This window comes from Thalassotalea euphylliae (genome assembly GCF_042682785.1).
GTDB classification, from domain to species: domain Bacteria; phylum Pseudomonadota; class Gammaproteobacteria; order Enterobacterales; family Alteromonadaceae; genus Thalassotalea_F; species Thalassotalea_F euphylliae.
In genome coordinates this window covers 1-25,774 of sequence record NZ_JBHUIB010000002.1, presented here as the reverse complement: position 1 = coordinate 25,774, position 25,774 = coordinate 1, and the positions used below count along the sequence as shown (strand labels likewise).

General features: G+C 42.2%; 26 protein-coding genes. 9 read left to right on the top strand and 17 right to left on the bottom strand.

What is annotated here, in order from left to right:
* Nucleotides 1-10: 10 nt before the first annotated feature.
* From rnhB to pyrH, 13 genes are all read right to left on the bottom strand, one after another.
* Entirely contained in the window at nt 11-604 is a 594-nt protein-coding gene (gene rnhB / locus ACFSJY_RS06230) for a ribonuclease HII (RefSeq protein ID WP_386032700.1), read from the bottom strand.
* A gap of 61 nt (nt 605-665) precedes the next feature.
* Nucleotides 666-1,820 carry a lipid-A-disaccharide synthase gene (lpxB, locus tag ACFSJY_RS06225; protein WP_386032290.1) on the bottom strand — a complete coding sequence of 385 codons (1,155 nt, stop codon included), beginning with the start codon at nt 1,818-1,820 and terminating at the stop codon, nt 666-668.
* Nucleotides 1,821-1,839: 19 nt separating this feature from the next.
* Nucleotides 1,840-2,610 (bottom strand): acyl-ACP--UDP-N-acetylglucosamine O-acyltransferase, encoded by a 771-nt coding sequence (gene lpxA / locus ACFSJY_RS06220; RefSeq protein WP_386032287.1) that lies wholly within the window; start codon nt 2,608-2,610, stop codon nt 1,840-1,842.
* A gap of 4 nt (nt 2,611-2,614) precedes the next feature.
* On the bottom strand, nt 2,615-3,067 hold the full coding sequence (fabZ, locus tag ACFSJY_RS06215; protein ID WP_386032285.1) for a 3-hydroxyacyl-ACP dehydratase FabZ: 453 nt from the start codon (nt 3,065-3,067) through the stop codon (nt 2,615-2,617).
* Nucleotide 3,068: 1 nt separating this feature from the next.
* Entirely contained in the window at nt 3,069-4,100 is a 1,032-nt protein-coding gene (gene lpxD / locus ACFSJY_RS06210; protein WP_386032283.1) for a UDP-3-O-(3-hydroxymyristoyl)glucosamine N-acyltransferase, read from the bottom strand.
* A gap of 12 nt (nt 4,101-4,112) precedes the next feature.
* Nucleotides 4,113-4,625, bottom strand: a complete 513-nt coding sequence (locus tag ACFSJY_RS06205) for an OmpH/Skp family outer membrane protein (RefSeq protein ID WP_386032281.1) — start codon at nt 4,623-4,625, stop codon at nt 4,113-4,115.
* Between the two features lie 43 nt (nt 4,626-4,668).
* On the bottom strand, nt 4,669-7,143 hold the full coding sequence (gene bamA / locus ACFSJY_RS06200) for an outer membrane protein assembly factor BamA (protein ID WP_386032279.1): 2,475 nt from the start codon (nt 7,141-7,143) through the stop codon (nt 4,669-4,671).
* A 27-nt stretch (nt 7,144-7,170) separates the two neighbouring features.
* Complete coding sequence (gene rseP / locus ACFSJY_RS06195) at nt 7,171-8,526, bottom strand: sigma E protease regulator RseP (RefSeq protein ID WP_386032277.1); 1,356 nt, start codon at nt 8,524-8,526, stop codon at nt 7,171-7,173.
* Complete coding sequence (gene ispC, locus ACFSJY_RS06190) at nt 8,526-9,737, bottom strand: 1-deoxy-D-xylulose-5-phosphate reductoisomerase (RefSeq protein WP_386032275.1); 1,212 nt, start codon at nt 9,735-9,737, stop codon at nt 8,526-8,528. Before ispC ends, rseP begins: the two co-directional genes overlap by 1 nt.
* A gap of 4 nt (nt 9,738-9,741) precedes the next feature.
* Nucleotides 9,742-10,608 carry a phosphatidate cytidylyltransferase gene (locus ACFSJY_RS06185; RefSeq protein WP_386032273.1) on the bottom strand — a complete coding sequence of 289 codons (867 nt, stop codon included), beginning with the start codon at nt 10,606-10,608 and terminating at the stop codon, nt 9,742-9,744.
* Nucleotides 10,609-10,621: 13 nt separating this feature from the next.
* On the bottom strand, nt 10,622-11,314 hold the full coding sequence (gene uppS, locus ACFSJY_RS06180; RefSeq protein WP_386032698.1) for a polyprenyl diphosphate synthase: 693 nt from the start codon (nt 11,312-11,314) through the stop codon (nt 10,622-10,624).
* 130 nt (nt 11,315-11,444) lie between these two features.
* A complete protein-coding gene (frr, locus tag ACFSJY_RS06175; protein WP_386032695.1) occupies nt 11,445-11,966 on the bottom strand; it encodes a ribosome recycling factor in 522 nt (173 codons plus the stop codon).
* Nucleotides 11,967-12,027: 61 nt separating this feature from the next.
* On the bottom strand, nt 12,028-12,768 hold the full coding sequence (gene pyrH / locus ACFSJY_RS06170; protein WP_386032271.1) for a UMP kinase: 741 nt from the start codon (nt 12,766-12,768) through the stop codon (nt 12,028-12,030).
* A 280-nt stretch (nt 12,769-13,048) separates the two neighbouring features.
* Between pyrH and ACFSJY_RS06165 the strand changes: the two genes are divergently transcribed.
* Nucleotides 13,049-14,002 (top strand): S41 family peptidase, encoded by a 954-nt coding sequence (locus ACFSJY_RS06165; RefSeq protein WP_386032269.1) that lies wholly within the window; start codon nt 13,049-13,051, stop codon nt 14,000-14,002.
* A gap of 232 nt (nt 14,003-14,234) precedes the next feature.
* Here the strand turns inward: ACFSJY_RS06165 and tsf are convergent, their stop codons facing one another.
* On the bottom strand, nt 14,235-15,071 hold the full coding sequence (gene tsf, locus ACFSJY_RS06160) for a translation elongation factor Ts (RefSeq protein WP_386032267.1): 837 nt from the start codon (nt 15,069-15,071) through the stop codon (nt 14,235-14,237).
* A gap of 94 nt (nt 15,072-15,165) precedes the next feature.
* Nucleotides 15,166-15,894, bottom strand: coding sequence for a 30S ribosomal protein S2 (gene rpsB, locus ACFSJY_RS06155; protein ID WP_386032265.1), 729 nt, complete (start codon nt 15,892-15,894; stop codon nt 15,166-15,168).
* 363 nt (nt 15,895-16,257) lie between these two features.
* On the opposite strand from rpsB, the gene ACFSJY_RS06150 reads away from it, so the two are divergent.
* From ACFSJY_RS06150 to ACFSJY_RS06130, 5 genes are all read left to right on the top strand, one after another.
* Nucleotides 16,258-16,863, top strand: a complete 606-nt coding sequence (locus ACFSJY_RS06150; RefSeq protein WP_386032263.1) for a hypothetical protein — start codon at nt 16,258-16,260, stop codon at nt 16,861-16,863.
* Between the two features lie 89 nt (nt 16,864-16,952).
* The gene (map, locus tag ACFSJY_RS06145) at nt 16,953-17,738 is read left to right on the top strand and encodes a type I methionyl aminopeptidase (protein WP_386032261.1); all 786 of its coding nucleotides are present in this window, start codon (nt 16,953-16,955) and stop codon (nt 17,736-17,738) included.
* A 30-nt stretch (nt 17,739-17,768) separates the two neighbouring features.
* On the top strand, nt 17,769-20,393 hold the full coding sequence (glnD, locus tag ACFSJY_RS06140) for a [protein-PII] uridylyltransferase (RefSeq protein ID WP_386032258.1): 2,625 nt from the start codon (nt 17,769-17,771) through the stop codon (nt 20,391-20,393).
* A gap of 18 nt (nt 20,394-20,411) precedes the next feature.
* Nucleotides 20,412-21,242, top strand: coding sequence for a 2,3,4,5-tetrahydropyridine-2,6-dicarboxylate N-succinyltransferase (gene dapD, locus ACFSJY_RS06135; RefSeq protein ID WP_386032256.1), 831 nt, complete (start codon nt 20,412-20,414; stop codon nt 21,240-21,242).
* Nucleotides 21,243-21,481: 239 nt separating this feature from the next.
* On the top strand, nt 21,482-21,826 hold the full coding sequence (locus ACFSJY_RS06130) for a hypothetical protein (protein WP_386032254.1): 345 nt from the start codon (nt 21,482-21,484) through the stop codon (nt 21,824-21,826).
* A 1-nt stretch (nt 21,827) separates the two neighbouring features.
* Here the strand turns inward: ACFSJY_RS06130 and truC are convergent, their stop codons facing one another.
* Entirely contained in the window at nt 21,828-22,580 is a 753-nt protein-coding gene (gene truC, locus ACFSJY_RS06125; protein ID WP_386032693.1) for a tRNA pseudouridine(65) synthase TruC, read from the bottom strand.
* Between the two features lie 78 nt (nt 22,581-22,658).
* Entirely contained in the window at nt 22,659-23,012 is a 354-nt protein-coding gene (locus ACFSJY_RS06120; RefSeq protein ID WP_386032252.1) for a YqcC family protein, read from the bottom strand.
* Nucleotides 23,013-23,083: 71 nt separating this feature from the next.
* Between ACFSJY_RS06120 and ACFSJY_RS06115 the strand changes: the two genes are divergently transcribed.
* The 3 genes from ACFSJY_RS06115 to ACFSJY_RS06105 all read left to right on the top strand — a co-directional run bounded on the left by ACFSJY_RS06115 (nt 23,084) and on the right by ACFSJY_RS06105 (nt 25,515).
* On the top strand, nt 23,084-24,097 hold the full coding sequence (locus ACFSJY_RS06115; protein ID WP_386032250.1) for a DUF3549 family protein: 1,014 nt from the start codon (nt 23,084-23,086) through the stop codon (nt 24,095-24,097).
* A 20-nt stretch (nt 24,098-24,117) separates the two neighbouring features.
* Entirely contained in the window at nt 24,118-24,420 is a 303-nt protein-coding gene (locus tag ACFSJY_RS06110; RefSeq protein ID WP_386032248.1) for a DUF3301 domain-containing protein, read from the top strand.
* 183 nt (nt 24,421-24,603) lie between these two features.
* Entirely contained in the window at nt 24,604-25,515 is a 912-nt protein-coding gene (locus ACFSJY_RS06105) for a hypothetical protein (protein WP_386032246.1), read from the top strand.
* Nucleotides 25,516-25,774: the final 259 nt, after the last annotated feature.

Below are 25,774 nucleotides of genomic sequence, written 5' to 3'. Positions count from 1 at the left end.
TTTTTAATTATTATTTTTGCGTGCTGATACTAGGCTGCTTTTGCAAAATAGCTGCTACAGGTTTAAAGCTTCTACGATAGCAATCTAACACGCCAAGTTCAGCAATTTTTTCAAAGTGTGCTTTGGTTGGGTAACCTTTATGACTGGCAAAGCCAAACTCTGGATGCGCTTTATCAAGCTCGATCATATCATTGTCTCGCTCAACCTTAGCTAGGATAGAAGCAGCACTAATTTCAGCAACTCTAGCATCACCTTTCACGACAGCTTGAGATGGAATACCAACTTCAGGGCACCTATTGCCGTCAATCAGCACATGATCAGGTGTGACACTCAATCCAGCTACCGCTCGTTGCATTGCTAGCATAGTAGCGTGCAAAATGTTAATCGTATCTATTTCTTCCGGTGTTGCCCTGCCAATTGACCATGCCACAGCCTTTTCTTTGATCTCTTGTGCTAATAGCTCTCGTTTTTTCTCTGATAGCTTTTTCGAGTCCATCAGTCCTTCAATGGGATTATCCATGTCGAGTATTACTGCGGCCGTGACCACATCACCTACCAAAGGTCCGCGTCCTACTTCATCAACACCCGCGATGCAGTATGCAATTGGGTATTCAAATGGTGGTAATTCGTTTTTTGGCTTTTTTACTGTTTTGGTTGGCACAAGCTTACTCTCGTTCAATCAATTCACTTACTGCAATTGCCGCTTGCTCACTCGCATCTTGTTTAAGCATGTGATGAATGTTGGTAAATGCGTCATTAAGCGCCGATTGGTCTTGATACAAACGCTCCTTTAGGAGTGGCACTAAACTCTCAGCCGTCACGTCGTGTTGCAGTAACTCTGGCACCAACTCTTTGTCAGCCAATAAGTTTGGCAATGAAAAGTACTTTAATTTAACGAGTGCTTTGCCCATTTGATACGTGAGCCAATTAAACTTATACGTAATTACCATTGGACGTTTAATCAATGCAGCTTCTAACGTCACCGTTCCTGAAGCCGTTAACAAACAATCACTCGCTGCCATCACTTGCTGAGTTTTACCAACAAAAACCTGTACTGGCACATCCACACCCGCTTCTTGATAAAGCGTATTAAACTGCTCCGCGCGTTTGTCGCTGATCATTGGCACAACAAAGGTCAATTCTGGATCATCAGCTTGTAGCTGTTTGGCAGTTTCAAGAAAAACCGATACTAACCGTGATAACTCCCCGCCTCTGCTACCCGGCATTAACGCAAGGACTTTACCACTGGGGTTAAGACCTAATGCATTTCTAGCCTGTTGCTTGTCACTGTGCATAGGAATATCGTCAGCTAACGAGTGGCCAACAAACTTACAAGGCACGTCATATTTGTCATAAAATGCCTTTTCAAAAGGTAACAAAGCCAATACCAAATTTGTTGCACGTTCGACTTTAAATACGCGTTTTTCGCGCCACGCCCATACCGATGGACTGACATAATGGACAGTTTTAATGCCTTTTGCTTTGAGGCGTTCTTCGAGTGTTAAGTTAAAGTCAGGCGCATCGATGCCGATAAATACATCCGGCTTATTCTCCGTAAAATAGTCAGTAAGGTATTTGCGAACATAAAGCAGACGACGAATACGACCAAGCACCTCAACAATGCCCATTACTGCGAGCTCCTCCATAGCAAATAGGCTTTCGAAACCCAACGCTTGCATTTTAGGGCCACCGATACCGACAAACTTGGCATTTGGATATTTTGCTTTAAGTGATTTAATTAGGCCTTCGCCTAAGGTATCTCCCGAGTGTTCACCAACCACAATGGCGAACACAGGAGATGTAGATTTGAAATCTGACATGAAAGGTTAATCTACCTTTTTAGCGGATAATGCCTCGATTAGAGTGTTGGATGAAATCAGTAAACGCCTTAACTTCTTCCAAGTCGTCAGCTACGTCTTTCAAGCTAGCAAGAGCATCTTCGACTGATAGGCCTTTACGGTATACCTCTTTGTACGCTCGACGAATAGCAAGGATGGTTTGTTTATCAAACCCGCGTCGCTTTAGCCCTTCAGAGTTCAAGCCGAATGGTGAGGCACCATGACCCGACGCCATGACATAAGGCGGCACGTCTTTTAAAACAAGTGAGTTAGCAGCAACAAAACTATGTGCACCTATATGGCAAAATTGATGGACACCCGACATACCACCAAGAATAGCCCAATCACCAACATGAACATGCCCTGCAATTGACGCGTTATTCGCTAATATGCAGTGGCTACCCACAACACAGTCATGAGCAACATGGGTGTAGGCCATAAACAGATTGTTGGAGCCAATCTTTGTTAGCCCTTCGTCTTGCACCGTACCACGATGTATCGTGCAACACTCGCGAAATGTATTATTGTCACCAATAATAAGCTGCGTTGGTTCACCTGCATATTTTAAATCTTGGCAATCCTCACCGATACTCGCGAATTGATAGATAGTATTGCCCTTACCTATGGTCGTTGGGCCTTTTATCACGACATTTGAGCGAATATCACAGTCGTCACCAATAACAACGTCCTTGCCAACATACGTCCAAGGTCCTATTGAGACGTTTTTACCTATTTGAGCACCAGGCTCTATAATCGCTTGTTCGTGTATCACTAAACTATAACTCTCGTCTTGCACACATTAGGTCGGCACTACATACCACTTTGCCGTCTACCTTAGCTTCACCATAGAACTTCCACATCCCACGACGTTCTTTCAGAAATTCTACATGCAAATGCATGGTGTCGCCTGGGACAACTGGCTGCTTAAACTTAGCATTGTCAATAGAAGCGAAAAGATACATTTCACCGTCGCCACGACCTTCAGAAGATTTAAAGCCTAAAACACCTGTCGCTTGCGCTAAACTTTCAAGAATCATTACCCCAGGGAAAATAGAGTAACCAGGGAAATGACCAGTAAATACTGGCTCGTTAAAGGTAACGTTCTTTATGCCATGCAGCCACTTACCCGGCTCATAATCAACAACTTTGTCAATTAATAACATTGGGTAACGGTGTGGAATTAATGTTTGTATTTCTTCCACACTCAAAGAATTTTGTACACGTTCCAAATTATTGTTCCTTGTTTAATTCACTCAGTGCTTTTTCAAGCTGAGCAACTTTTTTGGTAGTTTCATCCAACTTGCGAAGACGAGCATTCATTTTGTGCCAATCTCGATTTGGTTGCGCTGGTATACCAGATGAAATTACACCGGCTTCTTTGGTCCCTTTCATGACCATACTCATGCCAGTAATCGTCGTACCGTCAGCAATAGAAATATGACCATTGATTGCCGACAAGCCGCCTATTGTACAGTTTTTCCCTATGGTTGCGCTACCTGCAACCACAGTACAGCCCGCAATTGCCGTATTTTCACCAATCACTACATTGTGTGCGATTTGAATTTGATTATCCAAAATACAACCGTCACCAATAACCGTGTTATCAAGCGCCCCACGATCAATTGTTGTACTTGCACCAATTTCAACGCGGTTACCTACAATTACGCTACCAAGTTGCGGTATTTTGTGCCATTTACCTTGATGTGGAGCATAACCAAATCCGTCTGCGCCAATCACTGTGTTCGCATGTACCACACATTGCTCACCAATGACGACATCGTGATATACACTAATATTAGCCCAAAGTTTCGTGTTCTTACCTATTGAGACATTTTTTCCGATGTAAGTGCCAGCACCAATTGAGACATTGTCGCCAATATCTGCACCATCTTCGATAACCACATTGGCGCCAAGTGACACGTTTACGCCTAGTTTTGCCGATGCATCAACCACCGCTGTAGGGTGAATATTACTTGCTGGCTCGGGGGTAGAATCCAATAGCTGCGCAGTAATAGCATATCCCATATAAGGGTTGTCCATGACAAGTGCATTAGTCGGACAGTGCTCAGCCATATCAGGTGACACAATGACTGCTGCTGCTTGAGTATCTTTTAATTGGCTTTGGTATTTACTGTTAGAAAGGAAGGCGATTTGATCATTTTTTGCGGCCGCTAAAGTAGCAAGACTGCTAACGGTGATGTTGCCATCTCCCTTAACAGTCGCGCCAATTTGCTGTGCAAGATCAGTTAACGTATAACTCATATTGCAAAGGTCTTATTTTAATTTGCTGACTTGCTCTACTACTTTGTCAGTTATGTCATGCTCAGGCTTATTAAAAGGCACAGCCGACTGCTCAAATACAAAATCGTAGTTATCTTTCGCAGCAATATTATCAATGGCTTGTCTGATCAATGCCAAAATCTTCCCTGTTTCTTGTCTTTGTCTAACTTGAGCTTTTTGTTGTAACTCTTGTCCTTTAGTTTGGTACTCTTGAAACTTAGCTGCAACTTGCTTTTGTACGTCTTCTTTCTCTTTCTCAGTCATTAAAGAAGAGTCGCGCTTCAGCTTTTCCTGGAAGTATTGTACGTCTTTTTTTAATTGCTCTAGCACAGCCCTATCATCCTTAAACTCCTCGTCCAAAGTTTGAGCTAGCTGCGCAGTTTGAGGTATTTCAGCTTGGATTCTTTGATAATTAACCACACCAAACTTCTCTGCCATTGCAGAACCCGCTAGCAACATTGTTGATGCAGCAGTCGTTACTGCTAATGATTTGATAAACTTTTTCAACTTCTTCTCCTAAATTTTAAATGCTTTTTCAGCGCACGTTCTTTTAGAACGTTTTACCAATATTGAAGCTGAAGAAACTTGTATCATCCCCATCTTCTTTTTTCAATGCTTTCGCAAAGCTAAAAATCATTGGTCCCATTGGCGAAAGCCACTGCACTGATAGACCGGCTGAACTTCGGTAACGACCGATGTCTGAATAATCATCGATTTTTTCAAACTCTGACGCAGGAAGGTCACGGTAATCATCGATATCAAATTCTGTATCCCATACATTACCGACATCAACGAATAAACTACTTCGTAAGCTGTTAGACATGCTTTCATCTAAGAACGGTGTTGGGAAAATAAGCTCTACACCACCAATGGCCAACGCATTACCACCAACAGAGTTGTTTGATATTGCGATGTAATCATGATCAGGTCCTAAACAACAGCCACCTGGAGGTCCGACAGGATCAGGCGTTCCATCAATAGGTGTTGGTGAGCGATAAATAGCACGCGGGCCTACTACGTTATTCTCAAAGCCACGTAAGGTATCTGAACCACCCGCACGGAAGTTTTCCCAGAATGGTAAGAACTGGTCATTACCATTAATGGTGTCGTAGCCGTTACCGTAACCCGCTTCGAAACGTGTTAATACCGACCAACGTTGATTGCGGGTAAGTGGGAAGTACCACTTCGTTTTTAAATTAAGCTTGAAGTAATTAACATCCGAGTTTGGTGTCGTAATTTTCGCACTTAACGATTGTGACGAACCTGCCGTTGGGAAAGTACCACGGTTTAATGTTACGCGTGAGATACCAGCACTTAAGTCAAACGTTTCGAAATCTAGACCACCATCTGGGTTGTCTGGATCTGAGTATAAATCGTAGAACTTCTGAATTTGCTCGTACGTTTGTAAACGTGTAATACCGTTACTCTTGTAACCGACACCAAAGTTTACACGCACATATTCATTGATAGGGAAACCAAGGTTCAAGCCCACGCCATATGTTTTGTTTTTATATTCAACAAGGTTAGCATCGCCCGCATCAAACTCGTTGTAGAAAACAGAGCCGCCAAGTGAAATACCATCAACGGTAAAATATGGGTCTGTATAAGAAACACTAACAGCACGAGAATAACTTACCGTATTGATTTGGAACGCAAGTCTGTTACCAGTTCCTAAGAAGTTATTTTGTTGAACACCGGCATTCAAACTAAGTTTTGTTTGAGAACCATAACCAACACCTGCTGTAAACGATCCTGAAGGCTGTTCTTTAACCTCAAAGTCAACATCGACTAAGTCGTCTTCACCTGGAAGCTGATTGGTTTCAAACTCAACAGTTTCTAAATACGGTAAACGAGATAAACGGGCTTTTGATGCTTCAACTAAACTGTTTGATAACCAAGCACCTTCCATTTGACGCATTTCACGACGTAATACACGGTCTGCCGTAACATGGTTACCTTCGAAGTTAACGCGATTCACGTATATACGTTTGCCTGGGTCTACCGACACTGACAACTTAACGGTTTTATCGTCATCGTTAATTTCAGGAATGGTGGTTACTTTAGGATAAGCATAACCAAAACGACCCAAGAATTTGCTGATAGTTTCTTCGGTATAAGTCACTTCAGCGCCGTTATACAGTTTTCCAGCCTGCAACGGGTTAATCGCACGAATCGTGCTTTCAAAACCCGCCATATCGCCAATGAAGTCAACTTCGCTAACCGTATACTGCTCGCCTTCAGTCACGTTAAGCGTGATATATACAGCTTCTTTATTCGGTGTCATTGACACTTGCGTGGAGTCAACTTTAAAGCGAAGGTAGCCACGGTCCAAATAGAAACTTTCAATCGTTTCCATATCACCTTGTAGCGTTTGCTTTTGATAGCGGTCTTGCGCCATAAAGTCCCACCAAGGTGAGTCATAAGTTAATTCAATACGCTCAAGTACTTCTTGGTCCGTGAAAATCTCATTACCCACAAGATTGATTTGTTCAATCGCTGCAGCATCACCCTCTTCAAAGACAAACTTTAAGTTAACGCGGTTACGTGGTAAGTGAGTCACTTCAGCTTTAACATTAGCGTTGTATTTACCAACACTGTGATAAAAGTCTTCCAGGCCCATTTCTATACCTGAAATAACCGTTCTATCAAGTGTTTCACCTACGCGAATATCACTGCCTTCCAGACTCTCAGTCAGCTGTTCATCTTTAAGATCGTCATTCCCTTCAAAGGTAATTTCGCTGATCGTCTCGCGCTCTTTAACCTTGTAAATTACACGGTTACCGTCTCGAAACACTTCAATGTTATTAAAGTGTCCTGACTTATATAGCGCTTTAATAGACTGAGAAATACGGAATTCATTCAACGTATCCCCTACGTTAAAGGGGATATGCGTTAACGCTGCACCAAGAGCTACACGCTGTAGCCCTTTGATCTGAATATCTTCAACTTGGAAGTCATTTGAAGCGTGAGCTGATGTACCCAAGGCGCCTAGTAATACTGCTAAGGCAAGTTTCTTCATCATCATAAAAATAACTTTGTCTACTTCTTCTTATTAAAGCCGCGAAATGTCGTTGAATATGGCGATACTCATTATGCCGAGTAAAGCTAATGCCCCGAATCGAAATCCCAACTCTTGAATTTTTTCTGGTACAGGCTTTCCTGTTAAAAGCTCTATAAGGTAATAGAGTAAGTGACCGCCATCAAGTACTGGAAGCGGTAAAAGGTTAATTATCCCTAAATTAATGCTAATTAACGCTAAAAAGCCCAAAAAATATACGAATCCATAGCCAGCACTATTTCCTGCGCCTTGTGCTATGGCAATTGGTCCACTTAAGTTCTTCACTGACACATCACCAGTGATCAACTTGCCAATCATTTCAAAGCTTAAGACCACTAAATTCCATGTACGTTCCATACTTTCTTGTAAACTACCAAATAATCCATATGCCAGCTCTATTTGGTAGCCCTCTGGCCATTCATCGAATGTTGGTGATACCCCCAAATATCCGATTTGTTTACCGTTTACTTCACGAGTATCTGGCGTAACATACAATGTAAGAGTTTCACCCTTTCTTTCGACCAATAGCTCTACTTCTTGGCCTGGCATTTCACGTAATGTCGTCGAGAACATTCGCCAGTCATCATTAATTTTTTCATCATTAATACGCAGCAGTTTATCACCTACTTGCAGACCACCTTTTTCGGCAGCGCTATTTGCACCTACTGCTGAGATCACAGTATGTACTTTAGGTGAAAACGGAACGATTCCTAGACTTGCCAAGGACGACGTTTTTTCCGGCGAGAACTGCCAGTTCGAGGTGTCGAAACTAAATTCTTTGATTTGGGTACTGTCAGATAATCGAGCTTTAAACAATATTGATGATTGTCCTATTTCTCCAACAATCGCCATATTGATATCTTGCCAATCTTTAACCTTGATGCCCGCTACTTCAACAATTTCACTATTAATAGGAAGCTGCGCTTTTGCCGCGATAGACTGTGGCTCAACATCCCCCACTACCGGTTTAATGCTTGGCACACCGATCAAGAACATGAGGTAGAAAGCAAAGATAGCGAATAGGAAATTAGCAAGCGGACCTGCAGCAACGATCGCTATACGTTGGTAAACATTTTTACCATTAAAGGCGAGGTGTTTTTTATCATCAGGTACATCATCAACACGTTCATCCAGCATTTTGACATAGCCACCAAGCGGAATGAGCGCTATCACATACTCAGTGCCATGTTTATCCATCTTTCGCCAAATTGGCTTACCAAAACCAACGGAAAAACGTTCTACGAAAACGCCATTTTTACGGGCAACCCAGAAGTGCCCATATTCATGCACGGTAACTAAGATACCTAGCGCAACGATAAATGACGCTAGGTTCCAAATCATATCTATCATTATTTCTCAGCCTCCAGCGATATCAGCTGTTCACTTGCAAATGCTCTCGCTTTAGCATCTAGAGCGATAACATCATCAATACTGCTGACTTGTTCTGAGACAAAATAATTTACTGAGGATTCATTAATTTTAAAAATATCTGTGAATCTAATTCGCTCAGCTAGAAATGCTTCAACCGCTATTTCATTAGCGGCATTTAACGCAGTGCAAGCACCTTGCCCCATAGAGCACGCATCAATAGCTAGCTTTAGATTTGGATAACGTTCGAAGTCTACCGCCTCAAACTCAAACGGTTTGGTGTTGAAAAAATCGAGCGGCTCAACCCCTGCATCTATGCGCTCGGGATATGCTAGGGCATGAGCAATCGGTGTACGCATATCAGGATTTCCCATTTGCGCAAGCACTGAACCATCTTTGTACTGCACCATTGAATGGATAGTGCTTTGAGGGTGAAGAACAACTTGAATTTGCTTCGGTTCAACGTTGAATAACCACTTAGCCTCAATAAACTCTAAGCCTTTGTTCATCATTGTGGCTGAGTCTACCGAAATTTTTCGGCCCATGTCCCAATTTGGATGAGCGCATGCTTGATCAGGTGAAACAGTATGGAGGAGTTCTGCCGCCATTGTTCTAAATGGTCCGCCAGAGCCGGTTAGTAATATTTTGCTAATACCGTTGTCTTCTAGCGCACATTCACCAGGACGCTTTTGCTCTAGTTCAGGTAAACATTGAAATATGGCGTTATGCTCACTATCGATAGGTAATAGCTTTGCACCAGACGCTTTTACAGCGTCTATAAATAGCTGCCCAGAGGTTACTAACGCTTCTTTATTAGCTAGCAAAACGCGCTTGCCTGCATTGACTGCAGACATTGTCGGCATCAAGCCGCTTGAACCAACAATTGCCGCCATTACGGTATCAGCGTCATTTGCAGCTGCGATATCGCATAATGCTTGAGGGCCATATAAAACGGCAATGTCATTTATGCCTCGCTCTCTCAGCTTTTCTTTAAGAGAGTCTGCCGCCTTATTCGAACCCATCACGACAGTTTTCGGCGTAAACTCGATACACTGTTCTAGCATCTTGTCTACACGAGAGTGTGCAGAAAGAGAAACAATAGAAAAACGTTTAGGGTGACGCCTTACAACGTCAAGCGTATTTTCACCAATTGAGCCGGTTGAACCAAGCACACACAAATTGTGATGAGTCATCGCCCTACCAGCCAATAATCACGTAACAAAGCGCATAAATGGGCGCCGTTGCAGTTAAGCTATCGATACGGTCAAGTACACCGCCATGGCCTGGTAAAATTGTACCGCTGTCCTTAACGCCCGCTTGGCGTTTGAACATACTTTCGTTTAAATCACCTAATACAGAAATCGTGGTGATAATCACTGTAACGACTAATACCGTTGCAAACTGCTCAGTTGTCCACCCAATGATCTTTCCAGCAGTTGCTACCAATACACACGCAAATGCAATGCCGCCAAAAAAGCCCTCTAACGTTTTACCCGGACTTACGTTTGGCATGAGCTTGTGTTTACCAATAGACTTCCCTACGAAGTAAGCGCCAATATCAGCACTCCAAACCATTAGAAACAAAAACATTATAAGTTGAGCACCATGGTAGGGGTCTGTTTGGTATTCGCTAGAGCGAATGACCATAAAGGCTAGCCAGGTGGGTATCAGTGTAAGCCAGCCAAATATTCCTCGGACGGAACGATGACTAGACCAAAACGAACTGAATCTTGGATAAAGAAAAGTAAGAATGGCGGAAAGTGCCCACCAGGCGACTGCCAGCCATAACACGTAAACCGCTGACTGCTTTAACTCACCTTTCGCCAGCCACAATGTATCAGGTGGTAACATTGCCCAAAGGGCTGCGATCATTACCGTACTTGCGATTACAAAAAACCATCGACGCGAATGACGAGCGAAGCCCATTAAAGGCCCCCACTCCCATGCACCTATAGCCATAATTGCCAATAACAAGGCGCCGAATAACGGTAGTGGTAAATAAAATATTGCAGCTATGGCGAGTGGTGCCAATACAACAGCTGTAAGTACTCTTTGCCTTAACAAGCGATGTTCCTTTTTAAGGTTGCTGTTTTACTTGTTCGCCAGTTTTGCCGAATCGACGTTCTCTCTGTGTAAAGGTATCAACTGCACGGATAAACTCGTCTTCGTTGAACTCTGGCCACAAAACGTCAGTAAAGTAAAACTCCGCATAGGCCGCCTGCCACAGTAAAAAGTTACTGATACGGTGGTCGCCGCCGGTGCGAATCATCAAATCTAAATCTGGCATATTTGTTAAGCTGGTGAAGCGATCCAATGCGTTTTCATCTATATCGTTAAGTTGCATTTCTTGATTCGCTACTGCCGCGGCTAATTGTTTTGCCGCATTAGCTATGTCCCAGCGACCGCCATAATTGGCAGCCACAGATAATACCATCCCGGTGTTGTTCTCGGTTAACTGCTCAGCAGCTCTAATTTTTTCTTGTAGTTTGTCAGAGAAACGACTGACGTCACCGATCACTTGAAATCTTATATCATTTTTATGTAGTCGCTTCACTTCCCTATTCAGCACTAACATGAATAGCTCCATTAAAACGGAGACTTCTTCTTCTGGCCTTTGCCAATTTTCACTACTAAACGCAAAAAGCGTTAACGCTTTAACACCTAGCTTACGTGCGGTCGTTACCGTAGAGCGAACTGACTCTACTCCCGATTTATGACCGAATACGCGTTTTTTGCCCTGCTGTTGGGCCCATCGTCCATTCCCATCCATGATGATGGCCACGTGGTTAGGAATTTTCAGGTCTGATAATTGTTGTTCTATGTTACTAGACACTTAATTCTCACTATATAAAAACGCCGTAGTAAAACTCACTACGGCGCTTGTACCTTAACATGGAAAATTAAATTTCCATTAATTCCGCTTCTTTTTCTACCAACAACTGATCAACTTGTTTTACAAACTTGTCAGTAATCTTTTGAATTTCGTCTTCTGCTTGATGCATTTCATCATCACTGATTTCTTTTTCTTTGTTCAAAGATTTAACATCAGAGTTTGCATCACGACGGATGTTGCGGATAGCGATCTTACCGTTTTCGCCTTCACCTTTAACCACTTTAACAAGGTCTTTACGACGCTCTTCTGTTAATGGCGGTAAAGGAATACGAATTAGTGTACCTTGTGAAGAAGGGTTTAAACCTAAATCAGACGCCAAAATAGCTTTTTCTACTGCGCCAATCATAGACTTGTCGAATACCGTAATAGCTAGTGTACGTGCATCAGGAACAGTCACGTTACCTACTTGATTAAGCGGTGTATCTGAACCGTAGTAATCAACAGAAATGTTGTCCAATAATGAAGGATGTGCACGACCCGTTCTTACTTTGTTTAAGTTCGTTTTTAATGAATCGATACTTTTGCTCATACGAGCTTCTGCATCTTTTTTAATATCTTCAATCACTTGAATATTCCTTAATACTGAACGATTAATCTAAATTCTCAGCATGATCAATAGTGGTGCCTTCTTCCACGCCCATGACAACATTTTTCAAAGCGCCAGGCTTGTTCATGTTGAATACGCGAATTGGCATGTTGTGATCACGCGCTAGGGTAAAGGCAGCTAGGTCCATTACCTTTAATTCTTTTTCTAACACTTCTTGGTAAGTTAAGTGAGAGTATAATGTGGCTTCTGGATTTTTAACCGGATCTTCGGAGTAAATACCGTCAACTTTCGTTGCTTTTAAAACAGCATCTGCTTCGATTTCAATACCACGTAGACATGCAGCAGAGTCAGTTGTGAAGAAGGGGTTGCCTGTACCAGCACTGAATATAACAACTCGACCTGACTTCAGCATACCAATCGCATCTGCCCAGTTGTAGGTGTCACATACACCTGCAAGGTCAATTGCAGACATGAGGCGGGCGTTTACAAATGCGCGATGAAGTGCGTCACGCATAGCTAGACCATTCATCACAGTTGCTAGCATCCCCATTTGGTCACCAACAACACGGTTCATCCCCGCTTCAGCAAGGCCAGCACCGCGGAACAAGTTGCCGCCACCAATGACAAGGCCTACTTGAATCCCCATCTCAACCAATTCTTTTATCTCTTGCGCCATACGATCCAATATTTTTGGATCAATACCAAAGCCTTCATCCCCCATTAGGGCTTCACCGCTTAGCTTGAGAAGAATACGACGATAATTTGGTTTAGGGTTGGTGCTCATAAGCTCAAGATTCCTGTAGGTAAAAATGTCGCAGCCAAAATTGACCGCGGCTATTTTATAAGTTTTTTTTGACTATCGAAAGCATATTGTTAAAAAACCAGTTTTATTGGTTATTTATTGATTGATTTAGGGTAAATGCTCTTATTTCAATACCTAGCTGAGCATAAAATTCAGCACACTAAACTTTATCGTCAATCATTGAAAAAACACGTCAAAGCGCAATATCAACTTATATCAGTGCTCAACAACATGCTGTTTACAGCGAACAAACGATAAAATCATGAAAAAAATATTGGCAATAGCTCTCCTTTGTTTCTCAACATTTTCTTCACTCGCACAAATAACAAAGCCAACTATGATTTCAGGTGCCGATTCATTATCTGCTGAAGAAGTCGAACAAACGTTAGCAAATGTTAGTGAACAACTAATCAGTACTTACCTGCATCCCCAGAAGGCGAAGTCACTTGACAAAGAACTTTTGTCGGCTGCGTTCAACAACCGTAATCAAAAAGCAATCAGTACACAGCAATTTATCTCAGATTTAAGAACACTTTTAAGAGATGCTACCGCTGACAAGTACATCGATGTTGTTCTTTATGAAAAAACACGTATTTCTAGTTCGAAAGACCGTAATTACACAGCTCCTCCCGTGACATCCAAGCTTATCGAAGGGAATGTTGGCGTATTAACAATTACCAACGATTTGTTGCTGAGTAACACCGATGAGGTAATTATTAACGCAATGAATAGCTTACAAGGTGCTGACGCTCTAATTATCGATCTAAGGCAAGCTGATGAAACCAATATCGCCACCATTCGACTATTACTGAGTTATTTTTTCCCTGCTGAGACGCGAATTGCGGATGTTCACTTAAAGAATGAAACTATTAATCTCAACACCATAGCAATTGACCGAACCACAATATTGCGAAAAGAGTTTCCACTTTATATCGTTAACTCGGCCTTTGTTTCAGGCAGTTGGGAGTTACTAAGCTTTGTATTAAAAAACCAACATAAGGCGGTATTGGTTGGCGAAGATACTATGGGACACACACAACTCTCCACACAAATACATGTTCATAACAACATTGTACTGACACTGCCGTATGCAATGGTAACGAGTCCCGAGACAGAGGCAAACTGGCAGTTTGGCGTGACTGCGGATGTGCATATAGACAGCCCTATGGCACTAGATAAAGCCCATGAATTAGCACTGAGGCACTTACAACAATAAAGCCTAGCCATTTTATATCTGACGAAAAATTCTCTTTAAGCATTTTCCTTTTTACAAATTACACGCATAAAAAAAGGTGACCTAAGTCACCTTTTTCGAAAACTTTTATTACAGTAAACAGTTGGCGTTTAATCAAGGCAATTTTTGTTTTTTGTGCCGGAGCACACTTGAGTATGTGACCAACAAAACATAAAAACTAACGCAGAGAAAACGTCAAATGTGACGTGTAAAATTATTCGCCTTTAGCAGCTGCGATTTGCGCTTCTACTTCAGCAGCGAAGTCTTCTTCTTTCTTCTCGATGCCTTCACCAACTTCTAAACGAACGAAGCTAGATACAGAAACACCTTTCTCTTTAAGAATGTCACCAACAGAACGCTTTGGTTCCATGATGAACATTTGACCAGTTAAAGAAATTTCACCTGTGAATTTCTTCATACGGCCAGTAACCATTTTCTCAGCGATTTCAGCAGGCTTGCCTTCGTTCATCGCGATATCGATTTGGATAGCTTTTTCTTTTTCAACTACTTCAGCTGGAACGTCTTCTGGGTTAACGAACTCAGGCTTAGAAGCAGCAACGTGCATAGCGATGTGCTTAAGTGTTTCTGCGTCACCTTCACCAGCAACAACAACACCAATTTTTGCACCGTGCTTGTAAGAAGCAGAAGCACCTTCAACGTAAGCTACACGACGAACGTTGATGTTCTCACCAATTTTAGCTACTAATGCAATACGCTCATCTTCAAACTTAGCTTGTAAGTCTTCGATAGAAAGCTTTTCTGCAGCTGCAACGTCAGCAACTTTGTTAGCAAACTCTAAGAAGTTGCTATCGCTTGCTACGAAGTCAGTTTGACAGTTAACTTCAACTAAAGCACCGTCTTTGATGATGATTTGACCTTCAGCAGCGATGTTACCCGCTTTTTTAGCAGCTTTTGCTTGACCAGACTTACGCATGTTTTCGATTGCAAGTTCCATATCACCGTCAGTTTCCTGAAGTGCTTTCTTACAATCCATCATGCCTGCGCCAGTACGGTCGCGTAATTCTTTAACTAATGCAGCAGTAATTGCCATGAGTTAATTCCTCAAAATATAAAGAGTTAAATTCTGAAATGCGAAGCATCAAGCTTCGCATTTCAGATAGATTAAAGGGTAATTGTTTCAGCTATTATTCAGCTTCAACGAAACCGTCTTTTTCTGCAGCAACAGCAATGTTCTGCTCACGGCCTTCGATTACAGCATTAGCAGCTGAATCTAAGTATAAAGTAACTGCACGGATAGCATCATCGTTACCAGGTACGATGTAATCAACACCGTCTGGGTTTGAGTTAGTATCAACAACAGAAACTACTGGAATACCTAGGTTGTTAGCTTCTTTAATCGCAATGTGCTCGTGGTCAGCATCGATAACGAAGATAGCGTCTGGTAAGCCACCCATGTTTTTGATACCGCCTAAGCTTTTCTCAAGCTTTTCCATCTCACGAGTACGCATTAACGCTTCTTTCTTAGTAAGAGCGTCGAATGTACCGTCAGTGCTTTGAGCTTCTAAGTCTTTTAAACGTTTGATAGATTGACGAACTGTTTTCCAGTTAGTCAACATACCACCTAACCAACGGTGGTCTACGTAGAACTGGTCACATTTGATCGCAGCTTCACGTACCGCATCGCTAGCAGCGCGCTTAGTACCAACGAATAAGATTTTACCTTTCTTAGCAGAAACGCCAGAGATGAAAGCAAGAGCTTCGTTGAACATAGGAACAGTTTGTTCCAAGTTGATGATATGAACTTTATCACGAGCACCGAAGATGAATGGCTTCATTTTCGGGTTCCAGTAACGAGTTTTGTGACCGAAGTGAACACCCGCTTTAAGCATATCGCGCATAGAAACGTTTGGCATAAATTTTTCCTCTTGGGGTTAAGCGTCCACACACCCAATATACACGACTCATAGCAGCATACTTAGTACGCTTGGAGCACCCCGGTATATCTTTGCAAGGTGTATGTGAGTTTATAAAAATGTGTCTTCTACATTGAAGAACACGGTTCAAAATTTTCGCTTGAAAGCCCACAAAACTTGCAGGCACATTTTCAGCGGCGCATTTTATACCATATTGTCATAGAAATAACTAGGGTAAGACATGAATAAAAGTGTGTTTTTTGTCCAGTTTGATCCTAAGCATTTGCGAATTAGATCTAGGCTTATTTTGACCAACTAGGTAAAATGTGGCGGTATTTCTGTTTGTTGGATTAGATGATCGCTATGTCGACACAATTATATTTCATTTATGACTCTCACTGTCCGTGGAGTTACGCCGCTACACAACTTATTTCAGCAGTTAATGATGAGTTGCCAAACGTTAAAGTTCACTTTTTACATAGTGGCATGTTCGATGGCGACAACAAAGTTGACCGAAAAACAGTAGATACGGTGACTGAACTTAGCAATCAAACCTTCGCAGCAGCTTATCTAGAAGAATTACCTAAAACAAAAGACTCTACTTTAGCGGCAAACTTAATGGCATGGTCACAAGCGAAGTGCGCGCAAAAGAGCCTACGTATTTTGCAGTCATTACAAGAGCAACACTTCCAACATGGCAATCCACTTGAAACTGCCGACGATGTTGCAGACATAATTGCTGACTTAAAATTATCAGCACCAACGAAAGTGCTTCAATCCGAGAAATTCTCTAAAGAGGCGGAATATCAGCTTGCTGACATTGAAGAAATTCAAGAAATCATTGGCACACGTGCTATCCCTGCACTATTGCTAGCCCATGAAGATGACTTAGTATTATTAAATCACAACTTATATTTGTTGGAACCAACCGCTATTGTGGAAGCGATACAACAAGAAATGAATGCCTAATTTTTTAACGCTTTAATACGCTTTGTTTCTACAGAGCTCGTATTAAACTGTGTAGAATATCGATAACTATTGTAAATATTGAGAACTGAATGACGATTCCGATTAAAACCCAGGAAGAAATCGAAAAAATGCGTGCGGCAGGCAGTTTAGCTGCTGAATTGCTAGAAATGATTGAACAGCACGTTAAAGCGGGAGTTACTACTGACGAACTCAACACTATCTGTGCGGAATACACAGAAAATAAGGGCGCAATCTCTGCTCCTCTAAATTATCACGGTTTCCCAAAGTCAATTTGTACATCGGTAAACCATGTTGTATGTCACGGGATCCCGAATGATGAGCCGCTAAAAGAAGGTGACATAGTAAATATAGATGTGACCGTTATTGTCGACGGCTATCATGGTGACACCAGCAAAATGTTCATGGTGGGTGATGTAACCGCTGAAGACCGTCGCCTATGCCGTATTACCCAAGAGGCACTTTATACTGGTCTTAAAAAAATTAAGCCAGGTAACACGTTTGGTGAAATAGGCACTGCAATAAACAAGTTCATTAAGAAATCAGGCCGTTTTGGTATCGTGAAAGAATACTGTGGTCATGGTATCGGCGCAGTATTCCATGAAGAGCCACAAATTGTTCATTACAAGAACAATGACAAAACCAAGATGGTTGAAGGCATGTGTTTTACCGTAGAGCCAATGATCAACATGGGTAAATCAGGTACTGTACTGGATAAAGAAGACAATTGGACGGTTTACACTGTTGATGGCAAAAAGTCAGCACAGTGGGAACATACTATTGTTGTTACACGTACAGGCTGTGAAATTCTTACTTTACGTAAAGACGACACTATTCCTCGCCAATTGCATAACTAGCCTTTATTACTGATTAACGAACAGAACACTGTGGAAAATAATAACTTCATACCCAGTCAATTTATCGACCCATTATGTGTCAGCGCTCCTGTCATTAGCAGTGCTGACATTTGCCAGCTAAGCACTGAGTTTAATGCTTGGCTTCAATCCATTTTTATCGAAGAAGACATGCTTAACCTCGTGCGCGCACGAGCTACGTTTGTAGACGCCGTACTTGAAAAGTTATGGGTACAACATCAACTTGACGAGTATCAGGTCAGTCTTATTGCTGTCGGTGGTTACGGCCGAGGTGAGCTTCATCCGCATTCGGATGTCGACATTTTATTGCTCACGCAAAAGCGTGTTGAAAAAGATCTGGAAGAAAAAATTGGGGCATTCATTACCCAATTGTGGGATGTAAAGCTTGATATTGGTCACAGTGTTCGAGACATTCAAGAGTGCTTAAAGCAAGCTTTTAGCGACGTAACCATTGCCACTAATTTAATGGAAATGCGATTAATCTGCGGTAACCAAACGTTAGCAGAGCAATTGCAACCCTTGTTGCAAGAAGATGTTTTTTGGACGTCAAAGAAATTTTTCTTAGCTAAGGTAGAAGAGCAAGAGCATCGTCATAATCAATACCATGGCGCATCGTATACGCTTGAACCTAATTTAAAAGCAAACCCAGGCGGTTTACGTGATATCCAAACCATTGCTTGGGTAGCAAAACGCCACTTTATGGCGACGTCTCTCTACGAGTTGGTGGAACACGGCTATTTGACAGCCAACGAGTACACCGAGCTTGTAGAGTGCCAAGACTATTTATGGCGGATGCGTTTCGCATTGCACCATGTTGCTGGCAGAAGCGAAAATCGATTATTGTTCGACTATCAAGCTGATGTCGCTAAGATGATGGGATTTGGTGACGCAGGTAAAGCCGTTGTTGAACGCATGATGAAGCGTTTCTTCCGAATCATTGGTCGCGTTGCCGAGCTCAATAAAATGTTGCTTCAGCATTTTGAAGATGAAATCTTAAGTGACGACAAGCCCAATCAAGTTATCGAGATTAATAAAGACTTTTACGTTGTCGACGGTTTAATAAAAGTCACCAGCCCTCGCCTGTTTATGCGTCCGGTCAAAATCATGGAACTGTTTTTGATTATTGCGCAGCATAGTGAAATTAAAGGTCTACACTCTGAAACCTTGCGCCTACTTCGTAATATTCGACGACGCCTTGTAGGCCGATTAAATGATTACGCAGAAAACAGGCGCACCTTCATAGAAATCATTAAACATCCTCGTGGCTTAGGCTTAGCCTTTTCGTTAATGCATAGACACAGTATTTTGGCATCGTACTTACCAGAATGGCGCTCAATCGTCGGACAAATGCAGTTTGACTTGTTCCACGCATACTCTGTTGACGAGCACAGCTATCGACTGATCAAAAACTTGTATCGCTTTAGCCAACCAGAGCACGATCACGAATTCCCATTGTGTAGCAAGATCGTACAGCGTATCCGAAAACCTGAAGTATTGTATTTAGCGGGTATTTTCCACGATATCGCGAAGGGGCGTGGAGGTGACCACGCAGAACTTGGTGCTGTTGATGCGCTTAACTTCGCCAAAGCACACAACATTAACGACCACGATGGCCGTATGATTTCTTGGCTAGTCAAAGAACACTTGACCATGTCGGTCACAGCACAACGTAAAGATATCTCGGATGAGCAAGTCATCAAAGACTTTGCCGAAGTCGTTCGTGATGAAGCACATCTTGATTACCTATATTGTTTGACTGTTGCTGACATGCGCGCAACCAACGAGAGCCTGTGGAACAGTTGGAAAGCGAATTTACTCCAAGAACTATATACAGCGACCAAACGCGCTTTCCGTCATGGCTTGGAAAAACCTGTTGATCTGCGTGCGAAGATTCGCGAAAACCAAGATGAAGCATTACAAATGCTCTCCGAGCTTGGTATCAGCGAAGAGGTTATTGAGCCGTTATGGCAAGAGTTTAAAGCCGATTACTTCTTACGATATTCGCCTGCGCAAATTACATGGCATACCAAACATATTCTCAACCACGACAGAGACAATCCACTCGTACTTGTCAGTCCAAAGCCTTATCGTGGCGGTACCGAAGTGTTTGTATTTACTGCTGAACGCAACAACATTTTCGCGAATACAGTTTCCATATTAGGTAACAGAAAACTGTCGATACACGACGCAAAAATCATCACGAGTAAAACAGGTTTTACCTTAAACACTTTTGTTGTCTTAGACCACCACTCAAAGCCGATTTCAGATGAGTTTCGTATGCAAGAAATTGCGACATCACTGACGTCTCGCCTAAACCAAGAAACACTGGCAACAATTGAAGTACAACCTGTTTCTAAACGACTGAAAACATTTAATTTGAAAACGCAGGTCAGCTTTATTCAATCAGATATAAAAAATACCACAATGTTGGAAATCATAACGACTGATCGCCCTGGTCTGCTCGCTAGTTTTGCCCAAGTATTTTCTGACTTGAAACTGCGTATTCACACCGCAAAAATTACCACGTTTGGTGAGCGAGCAGAGGATATTTTCACTATTTCCAATGCAGAAAATAAAGCGCTAACCGACACAGAAAAAGAAATACTAAATGAGCGCCTTTGTGGCGACATCGTGTAAACGAACAAGGAACAACTTATGGATAACCTACAAGCCATTATTGAACAAGCCTTTGAAGATCGTATGTCGATCTCACCTTCTACCGTTTCAGCGGAAGTTAAAGATGCAGTATTAGCTGCACTCGCCGCATTAAATAACGGCTCAGCTCGCGTTGCTGAAAAAGTTGCTGGTGAGTGGGTTGTTCACCAATGGCTGAAAAAAGCAGTGTTGCTTAGCTTCCGCATCTGGGACAACGAAGTAGTTGATGGTGCTGAATCTAAGTATTTCGATAAAGTTCCACTTAAATATAGTGATTACACGCAAGAAATGTTTGAAGCCGATGGGGTGCGTGTAGTGCCGCCTGCCACCGTTCGCACTGGCAGCTTTGTCGGTAAAAACGTTGTAGTCATGCCAAGCTATGTGAACATTGGCGCTTACGTTGATGACGGCACAATGGTAGACACCTGGGCAACTGTGGGCTCATGCGCACAAATAGGTAAGAACGTTCACCTTTCTGGCGGTGTAGGTATTGGTGGCGTGCTTGAACCGCTGCAAGCGGGCCCGACTATTATTGAAGATAACTGTTTTATCGGCGCTCGTTCTGAGATAGTAGAAGGCGTTGTTGTTGAAGAAGGCGCTGTTATATCAATGGGTGTTTACATTGGTCAAAGCACACGAATTTACGATCGTGAAACCGGTGAAACGCATTACGGAAGAGTACCTGCTGGCTCTGTTGTTGTGCCAGGCAATTTACCTTCTAAGTGCGGTACATACAGCTTATATGCCGCTATTATCGTTAAAAAAGTTGATGCAAAAACACGTGCAAAAGTAGGCATTAACGCTTTACTGCGTTCAGTATCTGACGAATAAACTTGCCACGAAAATTCTACGTTTTAACGTAACCCCTTTAGAAGCGCTAGTTTTTTGACTCCTTGAAATTAGCGCTTTTTTATACCTTATTTTATTTCAAACACCTAACGCTCGGAATTTTTTAATTCATTCATTATTAAGTAGTTAGCGACAAATCAAGGCTTATTCTCCGCGTCAATTTTTCCATTGGTATAACGCTTGCTGAGTAAGGTTATTGGCAGTAACTATCGACCTTAATCATGAGCAAATTATTCACGTACTTAACACTTGTTTTCGCCCTACTTCTAACTGGCTGTAATACAAATTCAGACTTCCAAGTAGACAATGAGAAAAAGCCGTTAACAAACGACACGGAATTGTTGATTAGTTTACTAAAGCGCCCTACAACAGCAGACCAAATTATGATGGAACAATTTGAACAAACGCGAATGCAAACGTTCCAGTTGCAACAAGTAGGTTATGTCATGATTAAAGGGCCAAAGTCTGAGAAGCCAGCGTATGGACAACATCATCTAGATTGGCTATATGACCAGTACGACAGTAACTTTGTGCGCCTAGCTGGCCCTACACAAAAGCTACGCTAATTTAAGCGCTTTCTTCTAGTTGAGGCGGTTGCCAGCCTAAATGGTCAAATACCGCTAACCATTGCTCATCAAACGTCGCCGCTATTGTTACCGGCGTTTTTGTTACTGGATGAGGAAACGTCAACGATTGTGCGAATAGCATGAGTCGTCGAAAACCAAATTCTTGCGCAAAAAATGGATTTTGCTTGTTATCCCCGTAATTAACATCACCGATGATGGGGTAGCGTAAATGGGCTAAGTGACGTCTGATTTGATGTCTTCTACCTGTTTTGGGTGTTGCCTTTACCAACGAGTAACGTACTGAATTGTATTTACCCAATGGCTTATCAATTGTACCTTGGCATAACGTCTCAAAGCATGTCAGAGCGTCTTTTGCTTCAGTATCTTCACTGGCATATTTATCGCCAATTTTATCGAGCTTCTCCTTAAGCGGGTAATCTACTGTTACTTGCTTTTCCAAGAAACCACGAACGAGTGCATAGTAAGTTTTGCTGACCTCTCTTTCAGTAAAAGCTTCAGTCAGCGTACGAGCAACCTCAGAACTTAGTGCAAACAGCAATACCCCACTTGTGGGCTTATCCAATCTGTGAACGGGATACACGTACTGCCCTAGTTGATCACGTAATAGCTGAAGCGCAAAGAAACGTTCATTCTTATCTAAAAAGCTGCGGTGGACAAAAAGGCTTGCCGGCTTATCTATCGCAACAATATGCTCATCTTGGTACAAGATAGTTAACGTAGGTTTTTCAGTTATGATCACAGGCGTTATTCACTATAAAATTCTTCAAATATCTCGGAAAATGCGTTTTGAAGGACGTTGGCCAACTCAACGTTAGTTGTGCAAAAACTTTTGCTGCATACGCTGGCCACTGAGTGCTTCATCGATATCACCAAGTACATTAACAATATCAGCGGCGGCATCGCCCATTGGAGCAAACGCCTCTTCTGCCATTGGACATAGCGCAATTTGATTTGGTAATGGCAGCTGTTGAGCCAACAGTTCTTGCATTTTCGGTATAAAGATAAACTGCAACCATTGTTCAAACCTTAACGTATCTACACAAAATGGCTGCACACTGGCCAATTGCTCTGGCAAAGGTGCATCAACACTCCAGAGCTTTGAGGATTTCAGCGCCTGCTCTAATTTATTTAATAGGTTATTTACATTCGATGATGCAGTATTCATGTGATTTACTCATAGTTTTGCGGCGCCATTATCATTATAATTCGAAAAAAATTCGACTGTTTTTTCCCATTATGGATCGTATCGATACTATTTCTGAGTTGCTTTCACTTTCGAACAGCCAATTTCGCATTTATGACATTGGTCGTCGCATTGCCAAAATGTCTAAAGACACATTCAATAAAGTAGAGCAAAATCAGTTGCCGTACCCTTTTCCAAGTCAAGGCCAGGCAAGTTTAGCGATAGCCTTCTGGCAACCACCTTCTAAGTCACCCTATTTGTGGTTTGTGCGTTTACCACTCGATGAAAGAGGTTTGCTAAATCAAGGGGCTCGTAATCACTTTATTGCCATCATCATTGAGGCACTAGGTTCAGACTTGACGCAAGACCCAAGTGAAAAACAAGAAGAACTGCTGAAAAGCAACCCATACAATTTTCAGCCCGCAGAATATAAGCTGGCTACTTTAAACAGCATGTTGAAGGTTGAATTAAAGCAAGCTGCCAGCATTCATTTTGAAACAGCGCAAGAATACATCAGTGGTCAACGCGACTGGCAAGACTGGCAAACGATAGGCATACAGGGGATTTCCGATGTGGCTGCTCGCATCGAAGAACCAGCTACCTATAAGGCTATTGCCACAAATATTGGTCACTACCCTGCGCCTGTATTAAATGCCTTGTGTTTAGCTTTAGAGAATTACATATTACCCGTACAGGTTATTGATGAGTTAATTCGCTGCGCGAAACAAGCAGTAAATGCAGATGACAAACTACACTTACTACGCGCTTTAGCGAGTTCCTCTAATCATCCACATGTAAAAGCGTACATAACCGACATACTTAATCAAAAACCTGACGACGATACGCTTATTACGCTAGCTGGCAGATGCTGGGAAGTATTTAGCGAACCAGCATTGCTCAACAAGTATCTAACTCTGTTGTCACAACGAGAAGATTTATCATTGTTTAGCGCTATTTTTAAGGATTTAGTTGGTATTCCAGAACTCCGCCACCATGTCTTTGCTGTAATGCGTTCAGAGCAACGCGATGAATCATTGGCTAAAGCCATTGGTTTACTGTTCAGATAATCACGATTTGGAAAGCATGTATGGCTGACATTTATCTCTTTCTTTTTATTTTCCTCATTGGTTGGTACTTTTGGTACTTACGTAAAGTCGCTGAAATGGCCCGAGCCCATGCTGGCAGATATTGCAAACAGCAAGGATTGCAGTTTATGTCAATTGCAAGACGTACTGCTCGCCCCGCTTTTAGTAAAAGAAAAGGTTTTCATATTGTTAGCTGTTTCGAATTTGAATTCAGTGGAGACGGTGAGTCTAGCGTGCAAGGCTTGCTGTACCTAAACGGCCTAAAGCTTGATAAAGTAGATTTGCCTGCATTTCGAATACAATAACAAGAGGCTACTGTGCAATTTATTCAATCTCTCTTTTGTCTGCGCGGCGCTGATAACAACGCTCGCTTATTTTCAATATCCCTTGTTAGCACCTTATTCTTTCTTTTAAGCATTGCAATATTTGATAGTAAAACCGTCTCAGCAGTATTCCTTATTTTGGGAGCGATAGTAAATTCACTATCAATGAGACGCCGACTTAACGACGCGCATGTAAAATTTCCCGCTGCATGGTCACTGCCAGTAGTAATTTTTCTCTTTGGCGCTTTATTCTTACTGTTGGAAATGAGTGTATTTGGTTGGCTTCAAGTCTCTGCAGCAACAATAACAGGGCTGAGCTATCGACTGCCCAGTAAAGAGAATAACCATATTTTGGGCTATATGGGTCCTGTAGACTTATCGCGTTATAACAAACAAGTTAACACTCGTAGTTTTCGTGTCGAGCCGAGTCTAGATGGTAGCTCAGCAATGGCGGTATCCGATGAACAGCTTTACCAGCGTACCGAGCAGTATTCTCGAATCAACACGCCATCAACATCAGAGGAGACATCTGGGGCCTCAATTGATTTGTCTGTAGTCTTTAATAATAAAAAAACACTACTTATGGCCTTAGCATCGCTTATTGTTTTAGCTAGCTTTGCGATATTCCTGACAGGCTCTGATGAGAGTAATGTTGAAGCGCAAGAACTTGAAGCATCAGAACAGGTACTGCAAAACTCACAATTAATGACGCGCGAGTATCCGCTTCCCATGCCTGATAATTTTACCTTGTATTTGAATCAGTACGATGGTTTGTCAATATACTGGCAAGGCGATCAAACCCCTGAACAACAAATATGGTCACAAACGACAGGTGATGGTGATAAAAGCTGTAGCCAAATTACATTCAACAACGGCAAAAAAGTACGTACATTGGACGTTACGGTGGAAAACGGTAGTGATTATTTTGCTTACTTCTCACCGATAGACACGAAATCGCTCCTTCAGCTGGTGGCATTTCGCGGAAGCTTTGAGTTATGTGGCTATGAATTTTCCCTGAAAGGCAGCCAGTCTGCGTTAGGTAAACATAACGCATATGCAAAGTTTGTAGATTATTAAGGGCGCTCATTAGGCAACCTATTCGTGTTGACCGATACTTGCTAAAGGTGAGCAGCGAGTTGACGTAACAGCAGACTGCAGGCAACACACTAAAATATTAAAACCTATAAAAGAAAAATGCGCCTCATTGAGGCGCATTTTTTTATCTAGCTTTTTGTGCATCCTGCACACAATTAGTGTTCCCGCTTCATCCTTAAAAAACTGTCCCTAGTATATCCTTAACGAGTCCTTTCGTTGTCCTTAGCCCCGTCCCAGGGAA